Here is a 26,028-nt window from a genome sequence, read left to right on the forward strand (position 1 = left end):
CGGCCTGCGCCGGAAAACCTGCCCGACAACAGGATCGGGCTGGGGGCAGAGCTGGTTGCACTGCGGCTGGCGACAACGAACCGGCGGGATGCGTACCGCGCGGTGCTCGCTCGGCTCGGCCCCCGATTCGGGCTGTTCCTGGACGGCGTGGGCCCTGAACAGCTGAACCAGTTGAAGGACCGGCGGGACGCACTGGCTGAGCGGCTGGCTGGGTTGCTCAGCGACGTCACGGAGCAGGATCTGACTCCGGCTCGGGTCGCGGAAATCGCGGGGCAGCTGGAGCCGGGGCTGGGCGGCTCGGACGCGATCGACGTCGTCCACGAATTGGTCGAACTCGATGTGGTCCGGCGCTTCGCGTCTGCGTTCGTCGACGCCGATGGACATGCCGTGGTCCAGGGCATCGTGCTCGACAGGTTGGAAGACGCTCTGGTAGAAGCGCATTCGCGGCAGCGAGAGGCGGCGAATCGGCTTGCTGCTCTGCAGCGCTCGCGCCGTGACGACCGAGCGGCTGGGCAGCTGGCGGGCGCCACCACGCGGTTGGCCCGGTGGCAGGAGCGGCTGCACCGTTTGCGAACCCAGCGCGACAAGCTCGACGATCTCGCACAGCGGCTGCGCGAGACGCAGAAGAAGCGCGACACGATACGCAAGCGGCTCGGCGAATCGGCGAGCCGCAGCGGTATCGACGTGAAGGATCTGCTGGGTCTGGATCCTGAGTTGCCGCAACTCCAGCGCGAGCTCGTCGAGCTGGAACAGCAGCTCCTCGAGAAGTTGCTGCAAACGATCCCGTTGGTGACGCCGCCGCCGGAGCCAGTGACACCGGCGGTCGGCGACGGTATCTCATCAGGCGGTATCTCGCCTTCGGCGATCGCTGGCGCGGTGGGTGGTGCCATCGGGGCCGGTCTCGGTGGCTCTACGGGTTGGGCTGGGAAAGTCTTCCAAGGGAAGGGACTGGCCGGAAACTTCCCCACCGGCTTCACCTGGCAGAAGCTGACTCCGACCGACGGCACAGTCGGGTTCGTGTCGGCCGACGCCGCCCCGCCCGGGCGGGCCGAGGGTTCCGCTGTGTACTGGCGTCCGGGGTGGCTGTCGCACGAAGACCCCGGCCACCGCAACGACTGCGCGCAGGTGACCCTGGCCGGTCTGGAAGAGGTCACCAAGACGCAGCTGGTGGACTGGGTAGCGCTGGGCGAGCCGGGACCGGAGGGCACCTCGGGTGGCCGGATCAACGCGGCGCTGCCTGCCGAGCCGACGGAGTTCTCGGACCGGGCCGCTGTGGTCGCCCAGCTGGCCGGCCGCGATCCCGGTGCGGCGGCGGCGATGTTCGAGGTGTACGACGAGACCGGTATGGGCCATGCGGTGCTGCTGGTGCACCGCGGCGGCGGCCGAGTGGTGGTGGTGCGGCCGGGCCTGCCGGACATCGACTTCGAGACCTGGGCCGCGGATCCGGATCGTCCGGAGCCGACTCAGGTGTGGGCGGTGGTGGTCGAGAACGGCAAGGTTGTGCCGAACCTGGGCGACCCGAAGTCGCCGCTGCCCGGCGACCGGTTCTTCGGGCGGGATCGCGGCACCGGCGAATCGAACCCGGACGACGACCGCTCCGGAACAGGCGCGGATAGGGCGGAGGAGGCCGGCCCCACCTCACCGGAGGGCGCCGACACCCCAGAACAATCGAGTCTGCGTGATCGGGAGATGCCGCGGCGCGAGCTGGGTGTGCTGCATGCGCGGGAGTATCGGCCGCTGGGCGGAAAATCCGGGCGGAAGATGTCCAAGGCCGCAGGGCTCGAGGTGATCGAGCTGTGCTTCGATCTGGACGATCGCCAGGAGGGCTTCTACAACCACAACTATTTCATCGACGAACTCGGCCTGATGGCGCGGCTGAAGAAGCCGTCCGAAGGCGTGGATCCCAAGCAGTTCCAGGAACATTGGCTGCTGGAGACGATGAAGAAGTATGGCGTCGAGCTGGTTCCACCGGTGTTCCAGGTGCTGGATGGGGTGCGGCTGCCCGGTGGCTGGGTGTCGGATTCGTCCACTCCGGTGCTCATCATGGGGAAGATGGAAGGCCATGTCCCGACCCAGGAGGAGTTCTACCGGCATCGGGACAAGATCCTCGCCGGTTTCGAGAAGCTGCGCAGCCAACTGAAAAGGATTCCGGAAGAGCTGCTGCGGCGGCACATGCCGGAGGGCTATCCGGAGAGCGGGGACACTGCCGGGTTCCTCCGGTATCTGGTCGCCGAGCAGATGCGCATCTACCAGACGCTCCGCGAAGGTGACGGCGGTATGGCCGATGTGTTCGACGCGTTGCAGATTCCGGAGAATCCGTACGCCGAGATCCTGGAACTGGCCGACCAGCTGGAGAACGAGGACTTCGAGCTGCTGCACGGCGATCTCATCCCGCAGAATGTTCTGATCGACGACGAGGGCAACCTCACCGCGGTATTGGATTGGGAGCTGGGACTTTTGGGTCCGCCGTCGTTCGACTGGACGATCGTGGATCACCGCGGCACCGCCGGTTACGTCCCGACCTCGATCGGCGGGCGGAACATGGCGATCTTCCGCAAGTTCCTGGATATCCAGCGGGTGATTCACGACGCCTCCCGGGAAAACGATCCGCGCCGCGACACCACATATATGGCCAGCTACACCTCGGCGCGGGAGACCTGGGGACTGCCGGTGCTGGGGTGCGCGGAGCTTGTCGAAAACGCGGCCCTCGCGGTACAGCGTGGGCGGCGGTCGGTCGGTATGACGCGACCGGAGTTCAAGACGCTGGTTCTGCGCGACGACCACATTGCGGGTGAACTACAGCGGCGACAACAGCAGGCACAGGCGCTGGGGTTGGATGACGACGGCTTCGACGAGTATGCCGACTATGCGGCAGACCACGCGGTGGAGCTGCTCGAATTCTCCATGAAGAACTGGCCGGCGCCCAAGCGTGCGGGAGCCCGCAAGGTGCTGCGCTTGGCCGTACAGCACGCGCTGAAGAGCAGCCGATCCAGCAAAGTGGTGGTCACGGCGGAGGTGACCGCCGAGCCGTGGTGGAACAAGACAGTGCGGTTCACGGTTCTGGACTCCGGTCGGACGATGCTCGCGCAGCAGGCTCGAGCGCGGTCCGCGATCACCGACTGGGTGGGGGAAATACAGGAAACCGCATTGGCGGATCACAGCGAAGGATGGGCCAACCGGTCGTTCAGCTTCATAGTGCGGACCCGATACTTCGGCGATACCAGTGCGGACAAGGTGATGACCGGTCCGTCCGAGGTTTTGCTTTCGACCACGAGGTTTGCGGCCAGCCGCTACGCACATCTGACCCGTGAGGTACCGGTCGACAAGACTGGGCTGAGCAGCGATGAGATGCGGCAGCTGGTGGCTTTGGCCGATAGCGCCGAGATCGGCCGCGTCGAGGGCAGGCACCGCCGGGGTGTGCCCGTCGGCGACGGTTTCTGGGTTGCCCATGACCGGCGGGGCGGCCGCTCCCGATCCGAGCTGCGGATATGGCGCGACCATTACTCTGCGGTGCTGACAGCGATGGGCGACGGAGTCGACCGGGTGCCACGGCTGCTGTATCTCCTGCAGGCACAGGACACCGCATTCGGCGCGTCGACCTACATCATGCAGCGGCTGCCCGGCTATCCGCTGGCGGAGTCGGAGCGCCCGCTGATGCGAGACGAAGTCGTGGCCTCGCTCATCACCCTGCGTGAACAGCTGGCGAAGGTGAAGAGACCTGCGGAATTGCCGAGCGGCTATCCGGCGGATGGCGATTCGGCGGGCCTGCTTCGGTATCTCATCGGTTACGAGATGCGCCTGTTCTCGGCGCCGAGCCAGCACCGAATGCGGAATGTGCTTCGGCGGATCGGCGTAAGTGACCATCCGTTCGCTCCGGTGGCGGCGCGCGCGGATGCCATGGTTGACAACCCATCCGAGCTGCTGCACGGGAGCCTCCAGTGGGACGACATCCTGGTCGCCAACGACCGGGTGCGCGGCTTCACCGGGTTCACCTCGGCGCTGTGGGGTGACCCGGCTTACGACTGGGCGATCATGGACCTGAACCTGGGCGGCATCATCCCGGACGAGCTGGGCGGCCCCAACCGGGCGGTGTTCCGCGATTTCCTGCACATTCGCGAGGTGTTGCGGCTGGTCGACGAGCTGGTGTATGCGCCGCGCATCGACCCGCAGCGTCGGAACGCACTGCGTGACGAGCTGTGGACCCACCTGACGAAGGCGAGCGAACTCTGGGGCCAGGACGTCCCGGTGTCCCGCGACCAGCTCGACGGGCTCCTCCGCGACGCCGGACCGGAGGCGGCGCTCGCGGCCGGTGGCGGCGCACCGCCGGGCGGACCGCCCACCGATGTCACTACTGGTAGAACAAAGGTTCCGGTTTATGCGGAACTGTTGGCGATGATCGACGCCGAGGCCATATGGGCGCAGCTGGATGCCGGCAGTCCCGCCCGCCCCACGTTGGTGGCGGCGTTCCGGGCCGCGATCCGCGACGGCCGACTGCCCGCGGGCCTGCGGTTGCCCGGGGCCGCGACGCTCGCCGATGCTTTCGCCGTGTCGCCGGCGACGGTTGGCTTGGTGTACGCCGAGTTGCACACCGACGGGCTGGTGGAGTCCCGGCAAGGCTCCGGAACCGTGGTGGCCGACATCAGTGAACGGACGGATCTGTCTCCCTCCGAGGATGGTTCGGATATCACCGTGCTCGGCGTCGTGGAGTTGGACGACCTGAGGCCGATCGTCGCCGGTTGTATGCAGGTCGGGGCCCTGGCGGACGCGTTGCGGGAGGCGATCCGCGATGGCCGGTTGCAGCGGGGTTGGCGACTGCCCGGGGCCCGAGTCGTCGCCGAGGTGTCCGGAGCGTCGAAATCGACTGTGGTACGCGCCCTTCGACGGCTGTGCGGTGAGGGGTATCTGGAAATCCGGCATGGCGCTGGAACAACGGTGGCAGGTGGTCCGGCCGAGGAAAACGGCGCAAACCGGACACCGGAGGGCTCGCGGCTGGGTCGGGCTTTCGGTCGGTCGGCGCAGTCAGGCCCCGGCGGGGACGGATCCGCGGCATACCGCTGGAAAGGGACGGCACGGACGCTGGCCGACTTGGACCTGCGGCTGTATCGGATCTCGCCGGCCTACCGTCGGCGGGCGCAGATTCTGTGGAGTCAGGCCCGGGAGAGCGAAGAGCCGGTTCGGCAGAGCCAGGACCGTATCGAGGATTACGCCGTGCTCGAAGCGGAGCTGCGGGCCTGGGAGCGGATCACCCCGGCCGATATCGCCCAGGTCGCGCAGCGGATGCACGAAACCTGGCGGGCCCGATACCGGTTACCCAGATCGGAACAGGAGATAGATCCGGAGACCGGGAAGCTGCTGCGCTTTACCAAACGCATTCGGCCGACCACGGACGAAACGTGGATCGCCGCGCACGGCACCGACACCCTGGACATCACCAACACCGAATTCGAGGATCTGCCCGCAGATATCCAGTGGCAGAACCTGGCCACCGCGGAAACAGCGCTGCGGGTCACCGCGGAACTGATCGCCAATGGTGAACTCGACTACCGGACCCCACTGGACACGATGGCCGAGATCCTCGAATACATCAGCGACGAGGTGCACCAGTCTTGGATGGAGCGCAACACCGACCGCCCGATGAATTCGGCGGAAGGGACCCGAGAGCGCGAGGACGAGCACAGCGAACGGGACGCACAGTTCCTGCCATACGTCAACAGCGGCCTGGGTATCGACAGCGACCGCGGCGACGGAGCGCTCACCGAAGAGGAACGCGAAAAAGACCGTTACGCCGCTCGATTGGCCGTGGATCATCTGCTTCCGCTGAAACAGGTCGAGCTCCCGGAGGTCGTGGACCGTCCCTATCGGCTCTCCGAGGGCATCGAAGTGAAGGCCACGCTGCCCCGGCCGGACAGTGGCGCGCTGCCGTTTCTCGTGCACGACCGGACCCCCGGAGCGGACCACACCCCAGCCGTCCCGCTCAACCGAGGCTGGATCGCCCACGATGACGCCGGTCACCGCAACGACTGTGTCCCGGTGGCCCTGGCTGGCCTGGAAGACCTGACCCACACCCGCCTGGTGGACTGGGTGGCACTCGGTGTTGCCGGTGTGGCAGGGATATCGGGTGGCGCGATCAAAGACGCGTTGAATTTCACTCCGCCGGGCTTCACCGATAGAGCTGCCGTGAAGGCCGAACTGGCCGGCCGCGAAGCCGGTGCGGCCGCGGCGATGTTCGAGGTCTACGACGAGTCCGGCATGGGCCATGCGGTGTTGCTGCAGCACGTCGGCGACGGTCGGGTCATGGTGATCCGGGAAGGCCAGGAGCCCGTCGACTTCGACAGCTGGGTCGCGGAACCTGGCCGCCCGGAACCGACCGAGGTCTGGGCCGTTGTGGTCGAGAACGGCCGGATCGTGCCCGGCTTGGGCGACAGGACTCGCCCACCGATGCCCGACGACCGCACCTTCGGCAGGGACCGGGGGCAGGAGGATGCGGCAGCGTGGGCGGCGAACGACGAACGCGACCGAGAGCTGGTGGCCGAATTCAGAGCCGGAAATACGGCTGCGTTCGCGGAGTTGTACAACAGGCATGTCCGGAGAATCCGCGCGAGGCTGCGTAGGCGTGTCGGTGCCGACGAGGCTGCGGAGAATGTCGAGGACCTGGTTGCCGAAAGCTTCTCGACAATGTACGAAATGTTGGCCACCGGCGCGGAGGTGCCGAACTTCGGCGGATCTCTGACGGTGATTGCAGACAATAGAGCCTTCAAGTTACTTGCTCGCGCCAAAAAGCAACAGCTCGTCGACGACTGGCATGTGCTGGATCAAGTGGCGAACGAGGTGGCGTCCAGGCAATCTCCGGAGAACGACCCGGATTTGACGAATACGGTGGTCGGCCGTGCGTTGGCCGCATTGCCGGATCAGATGCAGATGGTGCTGCGTCTGGCCGACCTCGAGGGGTATTCGCCCGAAGAGTTGGCGGCACTGCTCGGGATACGGGCCGATGCTGCGCACGTGGCGCAGATGATCGACGATGCTCGTGATCAGTGGCGTTCGGCGATTATTCGGTCGCAATTGCAGGGCGCGACACTGTCGGAAGTATTGACGGCCGGCGATGAGTCACTGCGAGCTCTGCTCGCGGCAAGCGGGCGATGGGTGGAGGTGTTGCCCGCGGTTGCTGCGGAAGTAGCTATTCTGCGGGCGGTCAAACAGCTTCGCCTGAACGAGATTCAGGAATTCATTTCGGATTTGCATCCGATTCGACAGGAGTGCCTGTTGCGGTGGCTGCTGGGGCAGCCTGCAGCCGATATTGCCGCCGTGATGGAGATCCCGGAGAAGACGATCCGAATGCAGTTGCACGAACTGATCAGGCAATTGACCGGTCAGTTGGTCGATGCGGATGTGGTGGCTCGGCGGCGACGTTCGATGACTCGGCGGCGCAAGTTGACGGCAGGTGCCTCCTTGCTTCTGCTGGAAGCGGTGTATGCGCAGGAGCGGGATCTTGTGACGCCACTGTTGGCGAATCTCTCCGAGGAGGACCGGGAGAACTGCACCCGATACCTCGACCAAGGAAAGAGAGAGACGGTAATCGCGGCTGAACGGGGAATCTCCCGCGATGATGTCCGGCGAACGCTGAAGAACATGCTGATCGCAGTCGCTCCCGTGCTGTCGGAGGAGGTGTGGGAACGGTATGTCGGAAACGGGAGGCTGCGGCGGATGGGCTTACCGGACGTGGCGTTGCGAGCCGGGGTGAGTAAGGCAACCGCCAATCAAGCGCTCGGCGACGCAACTCAGGCGGGATCGGAAACTCACGCGCGAGTGCGGACCGCTGCGGATGAGATCGGCTTCCGGCGGGTCCGCGAAGGGTTGCGCTCGGCGGTAACCATCGACGGCGGCCCGGCCGACTCGCCGATCCCGCGGGTGCGGCCGCCGCAGGATGGCTCTCCGTACGGCAAGAAGCTGCGCAGGATCCGGGAAATGGATCGGTCCGAACTGCGGCGGCTGATCAAGAAACTGCCCAGAAAGCGCAGAGAAGCCGCCCAGTTGTTGTTTGTGATGGATCTGCCCGCCTCGGTGGTGGCGATTGTGCTGGGGCAAGAACCCGAAGATATATATAAGCTGAAGTATCGAATCTCCCGCTCTATCGAAATTTTGTCGAGAGGTGGTGTAGAGCTCCCCCTGATTCGGGCTGCGGAAATCCTGCGAAAAATCATGATGCATGACCCGCAGGTGGTGCAGCAGCATCTTTCCGAACTGTCCGATCAGTCGAAGAATCTCTTCGAACTCTACTTCGTGCAGGGGCGGAGCCCGAGCGAAAAGAAGATCGAGTATTCGCTGAATCGGATAGCGCAGGAATTGACCAGCCGGATGCCTTCGGCGCTGATCAAGAACTACCTGCGTGGCGGGGCTTCCGATGAAGCTGCGTTGATGCTGGTCGAAGCTGTGGCCAAGTACGACTTCGTCGAGCTCGAGCGACTTCGTCCTAAATTGACACCGACCCAGCAGCAGTGCTTCGACCATTACCTGGCCGGGGGTTGCACAGTGGCCGAGCTGGCAGTTGTCCGGGAACGTTCGGAAAGCGGAACCAGACTATCCCTCTACTACACGGCACAAGCTCTCATGCGGAATCTTCCGCGCGAGTTGGTGCAGCGGTATATGAGTCAGGGCCCGCTGCGGAGAGTGGAACTCGAAGACATTGCCACCGAAGCCGGGGTTTCCGTAACGACTGTCAAGAAGGTCCTTGCGACGAACTCCGGCGATCCGGAAGTCGTCGAACGCGTCCGAAAGGCGGAAAGCCGGCTGGGATGGCGCGCGGAACGGCCCGGCGTCGTGGTCGATCGCTCAGCGGGGCAATCGCCGGTTACGGTGGTCGGCGGTCCCCCGGTAGCGCCGTTGGCGCGGGACAAGGCTTCCAGCCTGATCCGGGGCGCAGCGCCGCAGCAGTTGGCCGCTGGAATCCAGTTGTTGCCGGTGGAGCACCAGGACATTGCCCGACTGCTGTATGCGGAGTCGCTGACTGCCGACAAGACTGCTGAGCAGTTGGGTCTGGAGCCGGTTTCGGTCAAGGTTGTTCGCGCGCAAATCCAGTTGCAGTTGGCGGCATGGATTTCCACCGGAGCAATGTTGACCGAAGGGCAAGCCTTGCTGTTGGTGGAGGCGATTCAATCCAGATCCGATGTGTTGACACCGCACCGGGATCGGCTGACTCCGGCCGAACAGCGACTGGCCGATCTGTACCTCGGACAAGGTCTGTACCCGGGCAAGATCGCCGAACTGACCGGGCAAACGCAGGGGACAATCCGTCAGCACATGGGCCCCATCGCGCTGAAACTTGTCGGTGAACTACCCCCGGAACTCGTGCAGCGATACCTGAGCCGAGGTCCGATGCGACGGGTGAAGAAGGAAGACGTGGCGGCCGGGGCTGGTGTCAGTGCGGCATTGGTCAGCAAGGTATTCGGCAATCCTGGCGGGGGAAAGCCGGAAAACGTCGCAAAAGTGCACGCAGTGGCCGATTGGCTCGGCTGGCGCCCGGAACAGCGAGGTGTCGTGCCGACGATTCGGCAGGGCATTGTCGTCGATACCCCTGAGGGGGTCGAACCGGCCGGAGCGGCGGGCATGATCGCCGACGGCCTCGGATTGCCTGCCGGGGTCATGGCGGCGGAGATCGTCGGTGAAGATCCGACCGCCGCGCTGCTGCCCGAAGAGCAGGTACTGATAACGGCGGCCACGCGTCCGGGACGGGTGTACGACATCACCCACGGGCGCACGTGCGCCCGCCGCGCCTTGCACAAGCTCGGTGTCCCGGACACGCCTATTCCGCGGCGCGGGGACGGCGCGACCGGGATGCCGATCTGGCCGACCGGTACGACCGGAAGTATCACCCACACCCGCGGCGCGGACGGCAGATACGCCTTGGCAGTGGCGGCTTCGACCGACCGGATCCGTTCGATCGGCGTAGACGCCGAAAGCAATCGATCCAGGGGCATGGAAGAATTCGTCCTTCCCGCGGAACAGCAATGGCTGGCCACCATGGGGACTCGGGACGACATCCACTGGCCCCAAGTGATGGCCTCGGCCAAGGAGAGCGTGTTCAAGGCCTGGTTCCCGCTGACCGAGCGGTCGCTCGACTTCCACGACACACGTATCACCATCAATCCGAAGACCCGCATCTTCACCGCGGAGCTGCTGGTCGAGGACCGCTCCACGGTGGACGGCGGCCCGCCGTTGCCGCGGATCCTGCACGGCCGGTTCGTGGTACGCGACGGCGTGGTGCTGACCAGCGTCGTGATCGAGCGCGAGATTGTCGAGTCACCAGAAGCTCACGCCGATGCCGATACCACGCAACCTCAGGACGCCGATCCCGCGTCGGGTGCCGGCGGTCACAAGCCCACGGGCGAACCGCGTCTCGCGGGTGAAACCAGGCCCGTCGCCGACCGTAGCGACGCCGATGCCGACCGGCTCGACGTTCCCCCACAGCGGACTCCCGCCCCCGCGCCGCGCCATCAACTGCCGCCGGACCCGATGGGCCGACGCTCGCCGTTGCCGCCGGAAGGCGACGGCGTCGCGCAGTGGATGAACGTCACCGGGCACGCGCCGGACGCCAAAGGCGGCCCGTTCAACTGCGGTCCGCTGGTGCAATGGTTCGTCCGCGACATCGCCCCCGGCAACGCGGGGGCGAGGATGACCCCGGCGGATTGGAACGACCAGGCCATCGCGCTGTCCGGCATGGACAAGGTCGAGCTCGTCGCGGGCATGAACATCGGTTGGGCCGAGCAGCATTTCGGCAACGGCACCGTGGGCCTCGACGCCATGGTCGAGCACATACGCCAAGTCGGCGGTGCCCTGGTGGGCGGCGTAGACCCGGAAGGTAAAGGCCTCGGCCACGCCTTCGCCGTGGCGAGGGTGGACAAAGATTTCGCCCGGAAGATGAACGCGCTGCCTCCCTCGGCGCGTGGCGAGACCTTCACCGAAGGCGAGGTAGTCGTCTTCGACAACGCCCGAGGCGGCCTGCTGCGCGGCAAGGCCGTGGACAACTGGGTGGTCTCAGGCTGGGTCGGCAACGCGGAAGTCCATGTGGCGGGCTTGAAGGCCAACGGCGAGGCGATGGTGGAGGAACATGAACGTGCCGCCGAGGTGCAGGCGCGCCGTGGTCCGGCGGGGAAGCTGGGGGCTGCGCCCGGCGCCCGCCCGCCACACCCGCGGACCGTGTTGCCACCCGATCCGGGCTTCACTCAGGAGGAACACGACGCGGCCACGGAAGCTATCGCCGAGATCGAAGCCGGGGCAGGTGCCGCCGTCGAGCGTGCATTGGCGGGCGAACTCGCCGGGATGGAGTACGTCGAGGCGCTGGCAGTCGCAGAGCGGATCCGGCGGGAGTTTGTCGATGCCGCCTGGCGTGCGCTGCAGCAAGCGAAGCCGGAAACGTTGCTGGCGATCGCGCATGCCAGGCCGGAACTGCTGGCACACAACAAGGTCATTGCGCCTGAGCTACGGGATTTTGCGAACCGGTTGCTGCTCGGCCGGGAACGCACCAGGATGCTGGCTGCCGAGCCCACTCCGGAAAACGAAAGCCGGCTACGGAAGCTCGACGCGTGGGTGGACCGGTTGACCGTTGCGCAACGGTGGGCTACCCATCTGCCAGGGCACCCGGAGGTGCATCTGCTGTCGCTCGGCGAGGACGGGCAGCCGATGCTCGCCGTCGGCCGGGTCGACATCGCGGCCGAGCTGAGGGTGCACGCACTGGCCTGGGAGGACCACGTCACCAGCCCGGATGCGGGCTTGTCCGTGCTGATGAGCGACCTGCTGTCGGCGCCACCCGACCGGCCGACGGGGGCGGTATTCCGGTTCGGGTCGGATACCCCCAGGCTGGCGCGGGATGTCGCCGACCTGATCAGCATTCGGCCGGAACCGGCAACCGCCGATGGTCCGGAGCAGGACATCGTGCTGATCTCCCATTTCGATACCGATCCGGCTACTGTGCTCGCCGACGACCAGCTGCACAATATGGCGCGCCGGATCGCGATCCGGCAACATGACGACGCCGACCTGGTCGTGCCGCAGCGGGCCGATCCCGAGGAACTAGTGCGGGATGCGCTGCGCTGGGTCGGGATGACCCGGGTGACCGATCTGCTGCCGGGTGATTGGGCCCCGGGCACCGAGGTCGAGCAAGCCCGGCGGCTGGGCGAGCGGAATGCCACAGCATGGGCCCAGTGGCCGCCTTACATACGCGATCTGCTGATGAAGCGTCACCCGGAGGTGTTGGGTCGTGCCATCGGGCTGCCACCGTCGGTGCGTGATCAGGCGAACCGAAAGGTGCTGGAGCAGCGGGGTGTTGACCTCGACACAGTCCAGATGCTGGTGGCGTACGCCGATCTGAAGGCGCAGGAACTCGGTTACCCGGCGGCGACCCTGCTGTCGTTCGAGGAGGTTCCAGACGCCGCAGGCGGCAGGCTGCGGGTGGAGTTCCTGCTCGGCCGGATGGACGCGGCGACCATTTTCAGGTGCGAAACCGATATGGCGACGGAGCTGTTCGAGCAATACTCGTCGCTGGATGGAGCCGTCGAGCTGCTGCATGACGCGCAACGGGAGTGGGCCGACGCGGCGCTCGTCGCGGCGGTCACCCTGGGGGAGGAGGACGAGACCGTCGCCTTCGATCGGGCCGAGGCGGACGGCACGATGTTGGCGCAGGGGGTTGCGGCATGGAACGCAGCTATTCAGTCGCGTACCCCTTATGGTCGGCGGCCCGCCAACCACCTGTTCGGAATCGGAACCGGCGCGGAGGCTGTGCGGCATGCGGTCGCCGACGGCCGATTGGCGAACGATATCGACTCGGCCGATCCTGCCGACCAAGATGTCGAAGACGCGCTCGGGGGCATGATCGACGAAATCGACCTGGGTGCTGATCTCCACGACGGCCTGGCCGAATACTTGCGGCAGCCGCCGGAGGACGAGAACCTGCCCGCGAATCTCGAATTGGGCGTCGCGCTGGCCGAGCTCCGGGACGGTGCCAGGGAGTTGCGTGCGGGGAGCCTGGTTTTCTCGGACGATGTGTCGATGTCGGCACTGCCTGCCGAGCTGGTGCGCTTGCGGGCCATCCGCGAACAGCTGGCGGCGGACAACGCCGCCCTGCTGGGGGCGGACCTGACCCCGGAACGGGTTGTGGAGCTGATCGCGGAACTGGAAATGCCGTTGCAGGCCGACGGGTACGACCGCGGCCAGCTGGACGAACTGGCGAGCCAGAAACTGCAGCGAGGGGATACCGATGCCCTCGGGGTGAGTCTAGAGCTGCGCAGGCTCGACGAGATGATCGCCGACGCGACCGAATTGCTGGACGCCGACGCTCGGGTTCGCAAGCTCGATGCGCTGGAAGCAGCACTGCGGGCGGTGTATTCCCGGCGTGAGGCGGCGTATGCGGCGATGGGCGCAGGGGAGCAGGAAGCCGCTGCCGCGTATCAACTGTGGGCCGCGGAGTTCCGGCGGTTGCGGGCCTGGGCCGATCGCCTCGACGACTTGGCCCGCAGCAGCGGCTACATCGACGGTCAGATCGAGGAGCTGCACCAGCGGATTCGTGCGCTTCCCCTGCGGAGCAGCGGGCTCACCGAAGCGGACGTGTTGCGGCTGGGCCCGGAGGCATTGCGTGAGATCCGGGACATGGCACCGGATACCGAACAGTTCTGGCGATTGGACTCCGTGGTCGATATCGCCGGCGAGCTCAACCAGCTGTACTCGTTGGCCGCCGGTCTCGAAGGCGAGTTGCGCTTCGGTATTCAGGCCGCGACCACGCCGGGCAACTGCGCGCCGGCGATGGTCCGGTTCATCCAGGAATTCATCGCAGGCGCTCTCGGGTATGCGCCGGATCTGCCCGAGCTCGACGACAGCGATGTCATAGACCTGCAGGGCGTGCGTGAGGACGCGATCGCCCGGGCAGTGGGCGGGGATTGGCGGAGGTTCGGTTCGCTGCGTGAGGTGATCGAGCATGTCCGGCAGAACGGTGGTGCGGTCGCTGGGGCCATGGGTTTCGGGCGGATGGGTGCGCACGCCTTCGGGGTGAAGCGGATCGAGTCCGGTCCCGATGCGGGCAAGGTGGTGGTGTTCGAAAAGGTAGACGACGTCGAACACATCATCCCGGAAGCCGATCTCGAAAGGTGGCTGCAGGCACGGGAACCGTTGGTATCGGACGTATTCGGCATCGTCATCGGCATCGACGGGCGTCCGGAGATTCCCTTCGTCGAAGGCCGGAGCAGGGCGGATCTCATCGCCCGCGGCGAGGCGCCGGACGGCTTCATCCGTGGAATTCCGGAGCCACCGCATCCGTCGCTCGACGACCAGGCTCACGCGGATCTGGTCGTCGAACGCACGGAAGCACTGGAGGCCGTCCAGCAGGCAGCCCAGAAACTGCAGGTACGGCTGACGGAGTTGCTATCGGCGCGCGGACATGAGGCCGAATTGCGGCGCCTGGACGAGGCGAATGTTTCCGAGCACAGTGCTCAGGCGTTGCGGGATGCGGTGCGGCGCTATCACCTGGCGGATCAGCTGGTGGGGTGGATCGAGGAATTCCGCAACAAGACCGAGCCGCCGGTGATGGGGATAACCCGGCTCCAGCTACTCGGTGACGTGGTCACGCGCGCGCGGCATTATGCGGATGCGCTGCGGGATCTGCGGCAGTTAGCAGCCGGCGTGGCCGACATCGACGAGTTGCGGTCGGATCGGTATGAATCCGAGTTGACCCGGGTGGGCCGAGAGGACCGGGACGATCCGCTGGTGCAGTCGGCGCGTGCCTACCGCGCGGCAACCATCGTCCTCGACCGCATGCGGCTGCGGCTCGCCGCGCACGATGCGGGCCCGGTGGCCGAATACCAGAACATCGGATGTCTGTCGCCGGTCGCTGTCGTCGAGGACCCGGCGGCAGGCCTTGCCGACAACCGCGATTCGGCTTTCGATGCGATTCGGGCGCTGCCGGCGGACGCGAGCCCTGCGGATCCGGATCTCGTCGTGTCGCTCCTCTCGACGCAGGTGGACTCGGTGGACAAGGTCGCGGCGGCGCTCCGGGACCGGCTGCGGGAGTTGGGATGGCGTGACTCCGACCAGCTCGACGCTGCGCCCGAATTGGTCCGTCGAGCCGCGCACGCCGTGCTGAGACATTTCGAAGATGCTTCCAGCGCGATCCACAACGAAGTCCGGATCGAGCTTCGGATATCCACCGGACCGGACGGCGCCCGGTCCCTGCGGGTATCCGTCTCCTGTGTGTACGGCAGGTTCTACGAACCGCTTTACCGAGGCGAATCCCCGGCCTCCAGGAGTTTCGACAGTGCGAAAGTGGACCCCGCGGTGGCGGAGCCGTTGGTGGCAGCCACCTCCGGGAGCGTGGAACCCTGGGGCGAAGTGTGGGCGGAATTCACCGAGACGTCGCCAGCGAAATCGGTTCCCGACAATAGTATTCATGATACCGGCGTCGTGTCGGCGGAGAATGCGCACCAGACCAAGGCGCGCATCGTCCGGGAACTCTACGAGGACCATCACATCCGAATCTACGGCTGGGACGATCCGGGTGTCGAGGTGCAGGCCGTCGCATCCATCATTCGCGCGCTGCGCGACCGTATCGCCGAATACGGCCGCCGGGGCAGCCTGCGCGAAGTGCACATCGTCGATATCGACAACGCGCACCGCGATCGCGATGCCTTGGGGCTCGCGATGAAGAGCGGATCGTTTTCGTCGATCCAGATCGAAATAGTTGCCACCGTCGACCTTGCCCATGCCGCGGAGTTGCTGGAAAGATCGAAGGATTACTACTTCTGGACGTATTCGACGGAAGACCTCTTCTATCACGTCATCAGCCACGAATGGATCCACGTCGTCGATTTCGATACCGACGAGCGGCTGCGCGGGCTGCTGCCGGAACGCATGGTCGGCAGTTTCCAGAAATTCGCCGCGCATGGTGTATTCCCGCCGGACTTTACGCCGAACAAGTATCAGGATCTTCTGCCCGGCTATGCCAAGGATGACGAGGACGACACCAAGCTGAATCCGCCCGAGGCGCTGGCCGAGGGCGCGTTGGGCGGAATGTTCACGCCGCTGAGGCTGCTCCACCCGGCGCGGGACCTGCACTGGCTGTCGGTGCGGCAAGACGATTCGTCACCGGTGGACACCTTGGCGCGGTGGCAGAAGACCCGCATCGCCGTGGACATGGCGCTGCTGAAGGAGGCGAATCGGCGCAAGCGTCTGCTGGGCCGGCTGTGGCGGCGAACCCCCGTACTGTCGCCGGCCGAGGGCGACGGACTCGCGGAGTACGACTCGCCGTTCGACAGGTGGTCGCCCAACCAGCCGCCGGACGAGTCGTCGTGGTCGCACGCCAGAAATCAGTGCGCGCCACTTGTACTGGCGGATATCCGGCACGAATTGGACCGCGACGACATCACAATCCCGATAGCCGACCCGCTGTTGGGCATGACTGTCCGTGCGATCGAGAAGATTCTCGGCGGCCGAGCTCAGCAGCTCGCCGATCTCGACGACGCGGTTGCCCGGCTGAAAGCTTGGGGCAAGGAACTCGACGATCAGCAGCCAGGCAGCGGCAACGGCGTCGGCGTGATGATCTTCCAGCCGACCGCGTCCGGCCGGGAAGGCGACCTGGGCCACGCCTTTTGGCTGGTCCGCCGGATCGACAAGGCCGGCCGGGAATGGATCGAGCTCCGCGACCCCGGTCGCGGCGATCTGAAGCCGAGCTTTGTTGTGCCACCGGACGCGTCCGGAAAGCCGGTATTCGGCATGTTCCTGGACAAAGCCGGGCAGGCGGTCCCGGTCGGCGACGACAGCCACACCAGCCCGCGCGCCGACTTCGCCGTCGGCCACAGCGACATGCCCGCCGAGCGTGACGCCGCCCCCACCGCCCTGGAGCAGGAGCTCGCTGAAGGCGCCTGGAGCGCAATGCGACTGAATGTCAATGACCCCGATACCGGGCAGATCGCGAAATGGTGGGATGCGCTTGCGGATGACGTGAAATGGGCACTGGTGCGGGTCATGCCGGCGCGAATCGTCGGCCTGGACGGAGTCGCGTATCAATGGCGGCACGAGGCGAATCTGCGGATGCTCGTTCGTGAAGCCGCCGAACTGCGTGTGCGCGGCAGCCACCTGCGGGCGGCGCAGCTGGCGGCAACGGCACAGGTGTTGGCCGAGGTCGATCAGTGGGCAGACGCGCATCTGGCCGGCAGTCCGAAGGTCTATGCGGCGGCACTGGATCTGCGTGATCTCGGGAACACGGGCCGGCAATTCGCTGTGCTCGGGGACGTTCAGTCCGCTGACGAAGTGGCGGTGGTCGTGCTGGACGGGCGCGCCACCCCGGCGGCGCTGCGGATGGGCCTCCAGCGAGCGGCGGATTACTTGAAAATGCATGAGGGCTCCGACGAGAAGCGTGCGGCGGTCGTGGTGCAGGGGCCCGAGCCGAGTCGGATAGCACACGACCTTGCCGGTCTGCTCGAAATGCCGGGGGAATCGAGGTGGCAGCGGAAACTCCGGTTCGTCGTCGACGACCAGGGTGCGGCGACAGCACGTGCCGCATTCGACGACTGGCGTTTGGCGCGCCTCGGCCACCGCTTCGAACAGGTGCCGCCCGACCCGCGAGCGCAGCCCGAGACGCGTACTGCGGCGCCTGCTGCCGCCGGCTCCGCCCCGGAGGTGCTGGACCAAAGCACGCACGCCCGTGACGAGGGCAACCTGGGTCCCGCCTTGGCTGGGATGCGTCGTAATGCCCAGCGGCAGCGCCAGTCGATGCACGACAGCGTCGTTCAGATGTGCAAGGAGTTCGAGGAGGATCTGCATCGGAAGGTGGACGTTGCGGAGCTCTTGCGTCCGGACTCGGATACCCGGCAGGAATGGAACAACCGCTTCGTCCACGCGCGCGATGATCTGGCGCGGCTGCTCGGCATCGAGCCAGAGGAGTTCGTCGACGACAGCCGGCTGCGGCGCGAGCTCACGAAACTGATCGGGCGAACGGATAAGTCCGCGGGATTGGCCGATGCGGAAAAGCAGGTGATCAGGCATCGCAACCTGGTGGTGACGGTCAACAACATCGACGCCCTCGACACCGACGTTCGTCGGATCAGCGCGCTGGAATACAAGCTCTACGTCGCTCGGGCGCGACTCGACCAGGGCACCGCCTCGGCCGACGAACTCCAGCCGCTGTTCGACGAGGCCGCGCGACTCGAGGCGGCGGCCCATACGGTCTGGGTAACCGAGCAGCGGCTTGCGCGCAGCAAGAGCATGTACGGTCCGACCTGGGTGCGCGGTAAAGAGACCGACAGCACCAAATACGAAGTGCTGCCCGGGGATTTCCGCCCCGGTACGGACAACGTTGCGCGACTGCGCGGCATGTTGTTGCAGACACAGCTGGAACTCGGCGGCGCGTTCCTCGACGTGGATCCGACCACTGTGCCGCGGTACGAGCTGGCGGAAATGGCACCGGTCGCGCCGCTTCCGGAGCCGCCGGAGAACGATGCGGCGCTGTCCGACTACTTGGATGCCCTGTCGAGGTCGTTGTGGGCGGACCGGAAAGCGGAGCTGGTCACCCGATTCCTGGAACTCGGCGGGCTACTCGAGGTGATCGATCACACCGCCGAGCTCGACGAGCAGATCGCCGAACTGAATTCCGGACTGGAAACCCTGACCTGGGAACCGATCGACACTGGAATCATGTCCGGCGTCACGCTGGGCGACGGGCTGCTCTGGTTCCACGACCATCTGGTGGCACAGCATGCGGATCAACTCGACTCGCTGCACTTCCAGAACTTCAAAGAATTCGATGTCGATCCGTTTGGGCTCGATAGTGGGGTGTTGGGTCGACTGCGTGACACGAGTGCCCAACTGCGTACGGAATTGGCGGCACGTCTCGACCTGTCACCCGCAGACCTGGCGCAGGAGCGGCTGAGCAAGCTCATCTCCGAGTTGCCGGACGATCACGCGGCCCTCGATGATCTGAAGAAACTACGCAGTCTCGACCCGCTGATCGAGAAAGTCCATCAGGTCCTCGTCACGACGATGGTGATCCGAGAGGTGCGCGCCCTGGAAGCCGCGCATCGGCGGGCATACATCCAGACCACGGTGTCGAAGGAACGGTACTTCGCGCTGCACGACGAACATGTGCTGCGATTCCCGCAGGATATCGAGCACCTGCGTCCGGGGCCGCAGAAAGAGGTCCTGAAGCGGTTGCGCGCCGCGCAGGTACAGGCGCGTGCAGAACTGGACGGGGCGTCGGCGGAGGACCGAGCCACGGCCGAGCAGCGCTACCAGGGGCTTACCGACCTGCTCGAGGTCGCCAGCGGACGCCAGCAGCAGCATCGACAATATAAGCGTCTGCTGGAGCGCCTGCGTCGGCTCAATGACCACGCTCTGGACCTTCGGCGTCAACAGGCTCGGGTTCAGGAGAACGATGGACTGCTCAAGACGCTGGGTAACCGAGCCCTGGCATGGGTGTATTGGGATACCACGCTGACGGAATTGGTCGGCATGCGGGACCAGGAGCAGATGCGACTGTCGCGATGGCTCCGGATACCGCGGGCGGAACTCGGGCTGGCGCGGGTGCGAAAGCTGCTGACCGATCCCTCTGACCGTATTCTCGCCGAGCACCCGCACGTCCGCGCGGTGGCGCAGCGGTTCGTGGTGCTGGACGACATGCTCAGCATCTTCGTTGAGCGCGAAGCCGTGCGGACCGACCGCGACCGCCTCCAAGCGGCAATGGTTGCCGCCCTGGCGAATCCGACGCTGATGGATATCGACGGCGGTGCCACCTACAACTGGCCCACTACGGTGCCTGCCGCGCTACGGGGCGGCCCGATGAACTGTGCCCCGTTTGTGGTGCAGCAGATGGCCGAGTTCGTGGCGCGGGTGTCCAACGGTGACCGGGCGGTCCCAGGGATGGTGGACAGCCCGCTGATCGACCTGTACGGCGTGGGCGAGCGGAGCTTCGCCGGGGCGTTGGGTGGTGATTGGCAGGGTTTCGGCACGCTGCGTGAGGTCGTTGAATACGTCCAGCGCGGCGGCGTCAACGAAGGTGGAGCTGTCGCCGGCGCAATGGGATTCGGGCGGGCCGGATGGCATGCGTTCCAGGTGGAGATGGACGCCGGCGGCGAAGTCGTGGTACGGGAGCGCGTCGACCGTGTCGACCATGAGTGGCGCGGTGCGGATGTCGAAGTGTGGCTGTCCGAGCGCGAGCGGATGGGCGTGTCCCAGGTAGCCGGAATCGCCTTCGACCGCAACGGGGAACCACTCATCCGGTTCGTCGAAGACGACCGGCTGGTGGATGTCGCGCAGGTCGCTCCGGACGGACCGATCGGTCACTTGCCACGTGACCGGTCGCCGCCGGGGTCGGCGACGCTGGATGAGCCGGAGCTCGCTGGAGATGTCCGGGGCTCCGCGAAGCCGGATAAGGCCGAGCGCCGGTCCGATATGGCCGTCGGCCAGTCCGATGGCAGGCCCTCGTGGCTGCGCGAGACTGCGGCGCAGAAGATGCGGCACGGGATTCTTACTGTCTTCCACGCGATCCCTGGACGATCGGGCAGCCTGGAAGCCACCGAACTGGCCGCGGCGAGTGAGCCGGAGCTGAACAACGCATTCCGGCAACTCGAACCACACGAGCAGCGGTTGCTGCTACGGCGGTTCCGTCATGGGGAATCGGCTGAGGACGTCGCCGCGGAAATGCGCCAGCCGGTGGACGTATACCGCGCCAGGGAACATCGCACGGTGACCGCCCTGGCCGAGGCTGTGACCGCGGCAAAGCATCCCGAGTTGGCCGTCCTGTGGCGGGATCGGCGGATGTTACCCGGGTTGCTCGGCGCGGCAGCGATTGTCGTGAAAGCGCACCTCGACGACTCCGAGGTGTTCTGGAGTTCATTGGAATCGTTGACAAACGAGGAACGTGCCGGTCTGGAGTTCTTCCTGCAGGCGCGGACGCCGCAACAGGTCGCCGCCGAGACCGGCGGCGACCTCACCGAGATAAGGATGGCGCGGGCGGCTGGGATCCGTCGAGCGGTCGAACTGCTCAGCGCTCGTCCCGCAGCGGAAACCGCTGGTCTGCGGGTCGCCGAATTAATTGCGGCGGCACGGGATGCCGACAGTACTGCCTTCGCAGCGGACCCTGCCGCAGCCGTGATTGCGACGTTGCGAGATCACGCTGTCCGCGAGTCCGCTGCACTACTCGGCGCCGATCCCGAGGCCGTGTGGCTTACTCCCGACGAGGCACGGCACCTGATCATGGCGTTGCAGCAGGTCGACCGGGTAATGCTGGGACGTGCCTTGCAGATGGTCCCGGACGGCGAGGCACGCAAGGTCATCCGGCGGCGGGTCCGGGCGGGTCGGTCGGTCGCCGAGACGGCTGCCGAGCTGGGTATTACACAACATCGGGTCGAGGTTCAGGAGGCCCGCGCACTGGCGAGTCTGGCAGCCGGGATCGCCGGGTTCCGCACGCCCACCAACGTTGACGACATACGTCTGGTGTCGGCGTTGCGCGAGGACGCCGACGGCATCCGTCGCATCCTCCAGCGGCTCCCCTCGGACGAGCGGACCGTGATCGACCGGTATCTGCGGGGGCAGTCGGACAAGGATGTCGCGGCGGAGCTGGCTTACGATCCCTCTTGGACCCGGCGGCTGCGACATCGCGGCATCCGGGAGTTGTTCGAGATGCGGGCAAGACCGGTCACAAGGTTGCAACACCTTGCGGTGCGCCGGGCGATCGAACTCTTCGGTGTAGAGCCCAAGATCGGGTGGGTCACCGCGGACGAGGCGTGGACCATGCTTCAGTCGCTGGGGCAGGTCCACGAGGCGCGGTTGCGGGACGCCATGCAAATGCTGAATCACGACAAGCGAAGTCAGGTCATCGAGCGGCGAATCTTCCAAGGGTTGTCGGTCGCCGAAACGGCCGCTGCGCTGAAGCTGACCGAGAGTGAGGTTCGTACCCACCAGGCCGATGCGGCGGCGTACTTCGCTGACCGCATCGCCGGGTTGTGGGTGTGGAAGCCGCGCGGTGCGGCCGGCCCGAAGGTCATCGAAGCGTTGAACAATGCAGTCGATGACTTCCGGCAATGCCTTGCCCTGCTCTCGCCGGACAAGGCGACCACGGTCATACGGTTCCTGCTGGGCTGGTCTGATACGGAGATCGCGGGCGTACTGGGTGGGAATCTCGCCGCGATCCGGAGACTGCGGCAGCGGGCAATCACCGAGTTGGCCGAACTGCTGGAGACCGCGCCCGCGGACCGGAAGCCCCAGCGAGTTATCCAGCGCAGCACCGGCGTGGCTGTTGCCGTAGCGGAGAGCACGGCCTATCGGCGATCGGCGACCGTTGGAATGCCGGAAAAGCTACGCGGGCTGATGAACTGTGCGCCGATTGTGGCGAATTCGGGGCGAGAGTTCGTCAAGCGATTGACCGGCAGCGTGCCGGATGCGCCCGCGCTCGTGGACAGCCCGCAGGTCAAGCTCAACGGTGTCCGCGAAGACGAGCTGGCGCGGGCGCTGGGCGCGGACTGGCATGAGAACGGTTTCGGCTCCGGCGCCGACGGCCTGCGTGAGGCGCTGCGAAGGGTCGAGGATCGCGAGGCCGGATTCATCGCGGGGGCAATGGTGTTCGGGAATGCGGGCGCACATGCCTTCTCGATCGAGCGCACCGCCGACGGTAAAGTGGTGATCACCGAGAAGATCAACGGAAGGAAAAAGACCTGGTCCAGTAAACGGGGTATCCGGCAGTGGCTCGCCGAGCGAAGCGAGTGGGAAATCACCCAGGTGCACGGCATCGTCATCGGCATCGACGGTCGGCCGGAGGTCGAGTTCGACGAGGACCGCGACCGCGCCGAGGTCCTCGGCCACTCCGCCCCGGCGGTGCCCATCGGCGGTCTGCCCGGTGGTCCGGCCGGGAAGTCGGGAGCGGGATCGGAGGCCAACGCTGCCTTCGGGCCGAAACGCGGGCTGCGCGACCAGGATGGTCGGCCGGTTGAGGAGCTCACCGAACCCGAGCGGGCGCAGCGGTTGGTCGGGGAAACCCCCTCGGCCGCCGGGGTCAGCAAGAGGGGCGCGTCCCACGACCGCAATGAGGACGCGATGGTGGTCGTGGAGTTCACCCGCGACGGGAATCCGGTTGTGGCCGCCGCGGTGTTCGACGGGGTGGGTGGGGCGCCGGACGGCCACCGCGCGGCACAGGAGGCGGCGGCCGAGCTCGGCGCGTACCTGGAAGAGCATTGGCCACGGGCGCGGTTCGGGCCCGAGCTCACCCGAGAGGCGGTGCTGCGGGACGCGCTGCACCATGTCCAGTTGAAGGTGCAGGCTCTGGGGCGGCGGCCGGAGTACGCCGACCACGAGGACAAGCCCCAGTGCACGGTCGCGGTCGTGGTCACGGAACCGGATCGGTTGACCGTCGGGTGGGTCGGGGACAGTCGAGTGGGCTGGGTGTCCGCCGACGGTCGGCATGCGATCTGGTTGACCGACGACCACTCGTCCATCCGGATGTTCGCGAAGGAAAACGGACTGACCGAGCGCCAGGCGCTCGAACGGAACCCGTGGCTGGAGGGTTACCGGCACGCCATCGAGTACGCCCTCGGACGGGAGGGCCGAATCCCGGTGGGGCCGGGCGAACAGATCGAACCGGGGGAATACATCACGACTGTTCGGGTGTCGGATGACATCGACGCGCCCGTGATAGCCGAGGACGGCACGATCACGGTGCCGCGCGGCGGTTTCACGGTGACGGTCACCGACGGCGCGGTGAAGACGATGTCCGGCCCCCAGGTACTCGGCGAGGCCGTCGGCCGTCATGCCGGTGACCGGGGCGCGATCGCGGCCGAGCTGGTCAACCGGGCAGATGCCGAAGGGGAGGCCGACGACATCACTGTCGTGGTCGTGCCGGACCCGGTCGGCGCCGAAGCCGCGCGGACCGACGACATGGTGGTGATGTGGCTGGGCAACAACAGGATCGAGTTGACGCCTGGTAGGCCGGTGACGTTCGGGCGCGGCGACATCGAGCACGAAGGCCCGTTTCCGAACCCATTCCAGGATATGGCGCCCGAGCATGTCACCTTTGGGGTGGAGCCGGACGGACGTGTCTGGCTCGAAGACCTCGGGACGCCGGGCGGCACCGCACTCGTCCCCTACAAGCTCGGTCTCGTCCCGGTCGAACCCGGCCAGCGGGTGTATCTCAGCGGGCACGAAACGGTGTATTTGGGTACGCGTTTCGCCGTAATGCCGAGCATCTTCCATCCTTCTGTGGCGGCGCCATTGCCCGAGCACGTGGCGCGGGGCCGCGACCTGCTGGCCGATCTGAACTATGGTGCGGTCGCCGCGATGTTGCGCCCCGACCTTCCGTTCGATCCCGGGTTGACGGAAATAGCCCGGTTGCAGGGATTCGCCGAGCTGCCGACGGTGAAAGACCCGACCGGCGTCGACGCAGTGGTGGCCGCGGGTGGTCGAGAGTTCTTCCGGGGCGTCACCGATCCGACACAAGTCGAAGAATTCGAGTCGGGCCGGTATTTTGCCGGCAAGCCGGTGGAAGGGATCACCTCTGGCAACGGAATCTACGTGTCGAACCGCGAAGCCACTGCACTCGACTATGCAAAGGGCAAGCCGGACGGCGTGATCCGGATGGCGCTGCGGCCGGGTGCCCGGGTGATCCACGCTCGGGACCTGGGCCTCGAACAAAAAGCGGTTCTGGACGCACTCCGGAACGAGCGGTCGCGACTGGAAGCGCAACCACAGACTTCCGAGGTCGAAGCCGAACTGGCGCTGGTACAGGCACGGTTGGATGTGCTGTCGGACCTGGGCCGGTTCGCCGCGGTCCGGGGGTACGACGCCTACATGACCCTTGGCGGCATACAGAAGGATCGCTCCGACTACTGGGTGGTCTTGAACCGCTCCGCACTCGTGGTGCAGGGACAAGGAATGCCGCACCCGCTGGCCGAGGCCAGCCACCGCGGATTCGACGGCGGCCAGGGTGCGATGGACACCGATATGCGGACCGCTGCGAGTTGGAGTGATCTGTATCGCATTGCTGGACAACGAATTCGGCACGCCGTGATCCGGCTCGGCTTCGGCCGCGGTTCGGCCGCGTCGACATCCGAGGTGCCGGATGCGGCTGTGCCGCGGCCGGCGGTATCCGATCCGCGGCGAGTGCCGCGCACTTGTGGCCCGATGGGCTTGCGTTTCGGTCGGGACAAGCTGGGCCTTCTGGTAGAAGCCCCGAGGCTGACCTGGAAAGTTCGTGCCAGGGGGATGTCGGGTGTCGAGATCGCTCAGGCCACCGGCGGCAACTGGCAGGGGTTCCGGCTGGTTTCGCAGATGGCGGCGTTGGCCGGCAAGGGGCACACAGTGTTCGGCGCGGCCAACTTCGCTGGGGATCGGGGTGGGCATCTGTTCGTGGTCTACAAGGACCCGGACACGGGTCTGGTGCGGGTGTACGAGGCGATCGGCGACGAGGAGAGCGACGTCGCGTTCGCGGACTGGAAACCACCGGTAGGCGCGGTCGGCTTCGCAGGCATCGTCTTCGGCGAGGGCAAGCGGCCGGTGGATCCGGTGGATTCAGCAACCGGCCCGCGGATCGACCCGGGTGTGAGCATCCCGGAGTGGGTCGGCGCCCGCTCGGACGCAGACCCGTCGAATGCAGAGCCGCGTCCTCCGACAGCCGAGGACTCTGCCGTCGCAGTCTTGCTAAACGCTGTCGATCTCGAACGGTTGGCGTCGGTGCGCGAAGGTGTCGCTGCGGAACGTGACGCCGCTGAAGCGGAACGTGATACCGCACGGGCGGAACTCGATGCCGCAGTGGCCGATGGTGATGCCGCGGCAGTGGCTCGGCTCGAGGTGTCATCGGCCGAGGACGAGGCGCGCTACCAGAGGCTGCGCGACATGGTCGGCTGGCTCGACGAGTTGCGCGCCGTGCTCGACCACCCAGGTACCATCGTCACGCCGGATCGACTTCGGTTGCTGGTGCACCATTTCCACGCCGTCGCGGAGTGGTTGGCAGCATTGGTCAGCGCCGACCACGCAACTCGGCTGATCACGCAGGTCCCCGACAGCATCCAG

General features: G+C 66.2%; 1 protein-coding gene (running past both ends of the window). It reads left to right on the top strand.

Every position in this 26,028-nt window falls within one protein-coding gene, locus ON34_RS03970, for an MFS transporter, read on the top strand. The gene is 81,561 nt long; 38,364 of those nucleotides lie to the left of the window and 17,169 to its right, leaving coding positions 38,365–64,392 in view (codon 12,789, complete, through codon 21,464, complete); the first codon wholly inside the window starts at position 1. Both codon boundaries (start and stop) fall beyond the window edges.

This window comes from Nocardia pneumoniae NBRC 100136, from assembly GCF_000308755.1.
Lineage (GTDB): Bacteria > Actinomycetota > Actinomycetes > Mycobacteriales > Mycobacteriaceae > Nocardia > Nocardia pneumoniae.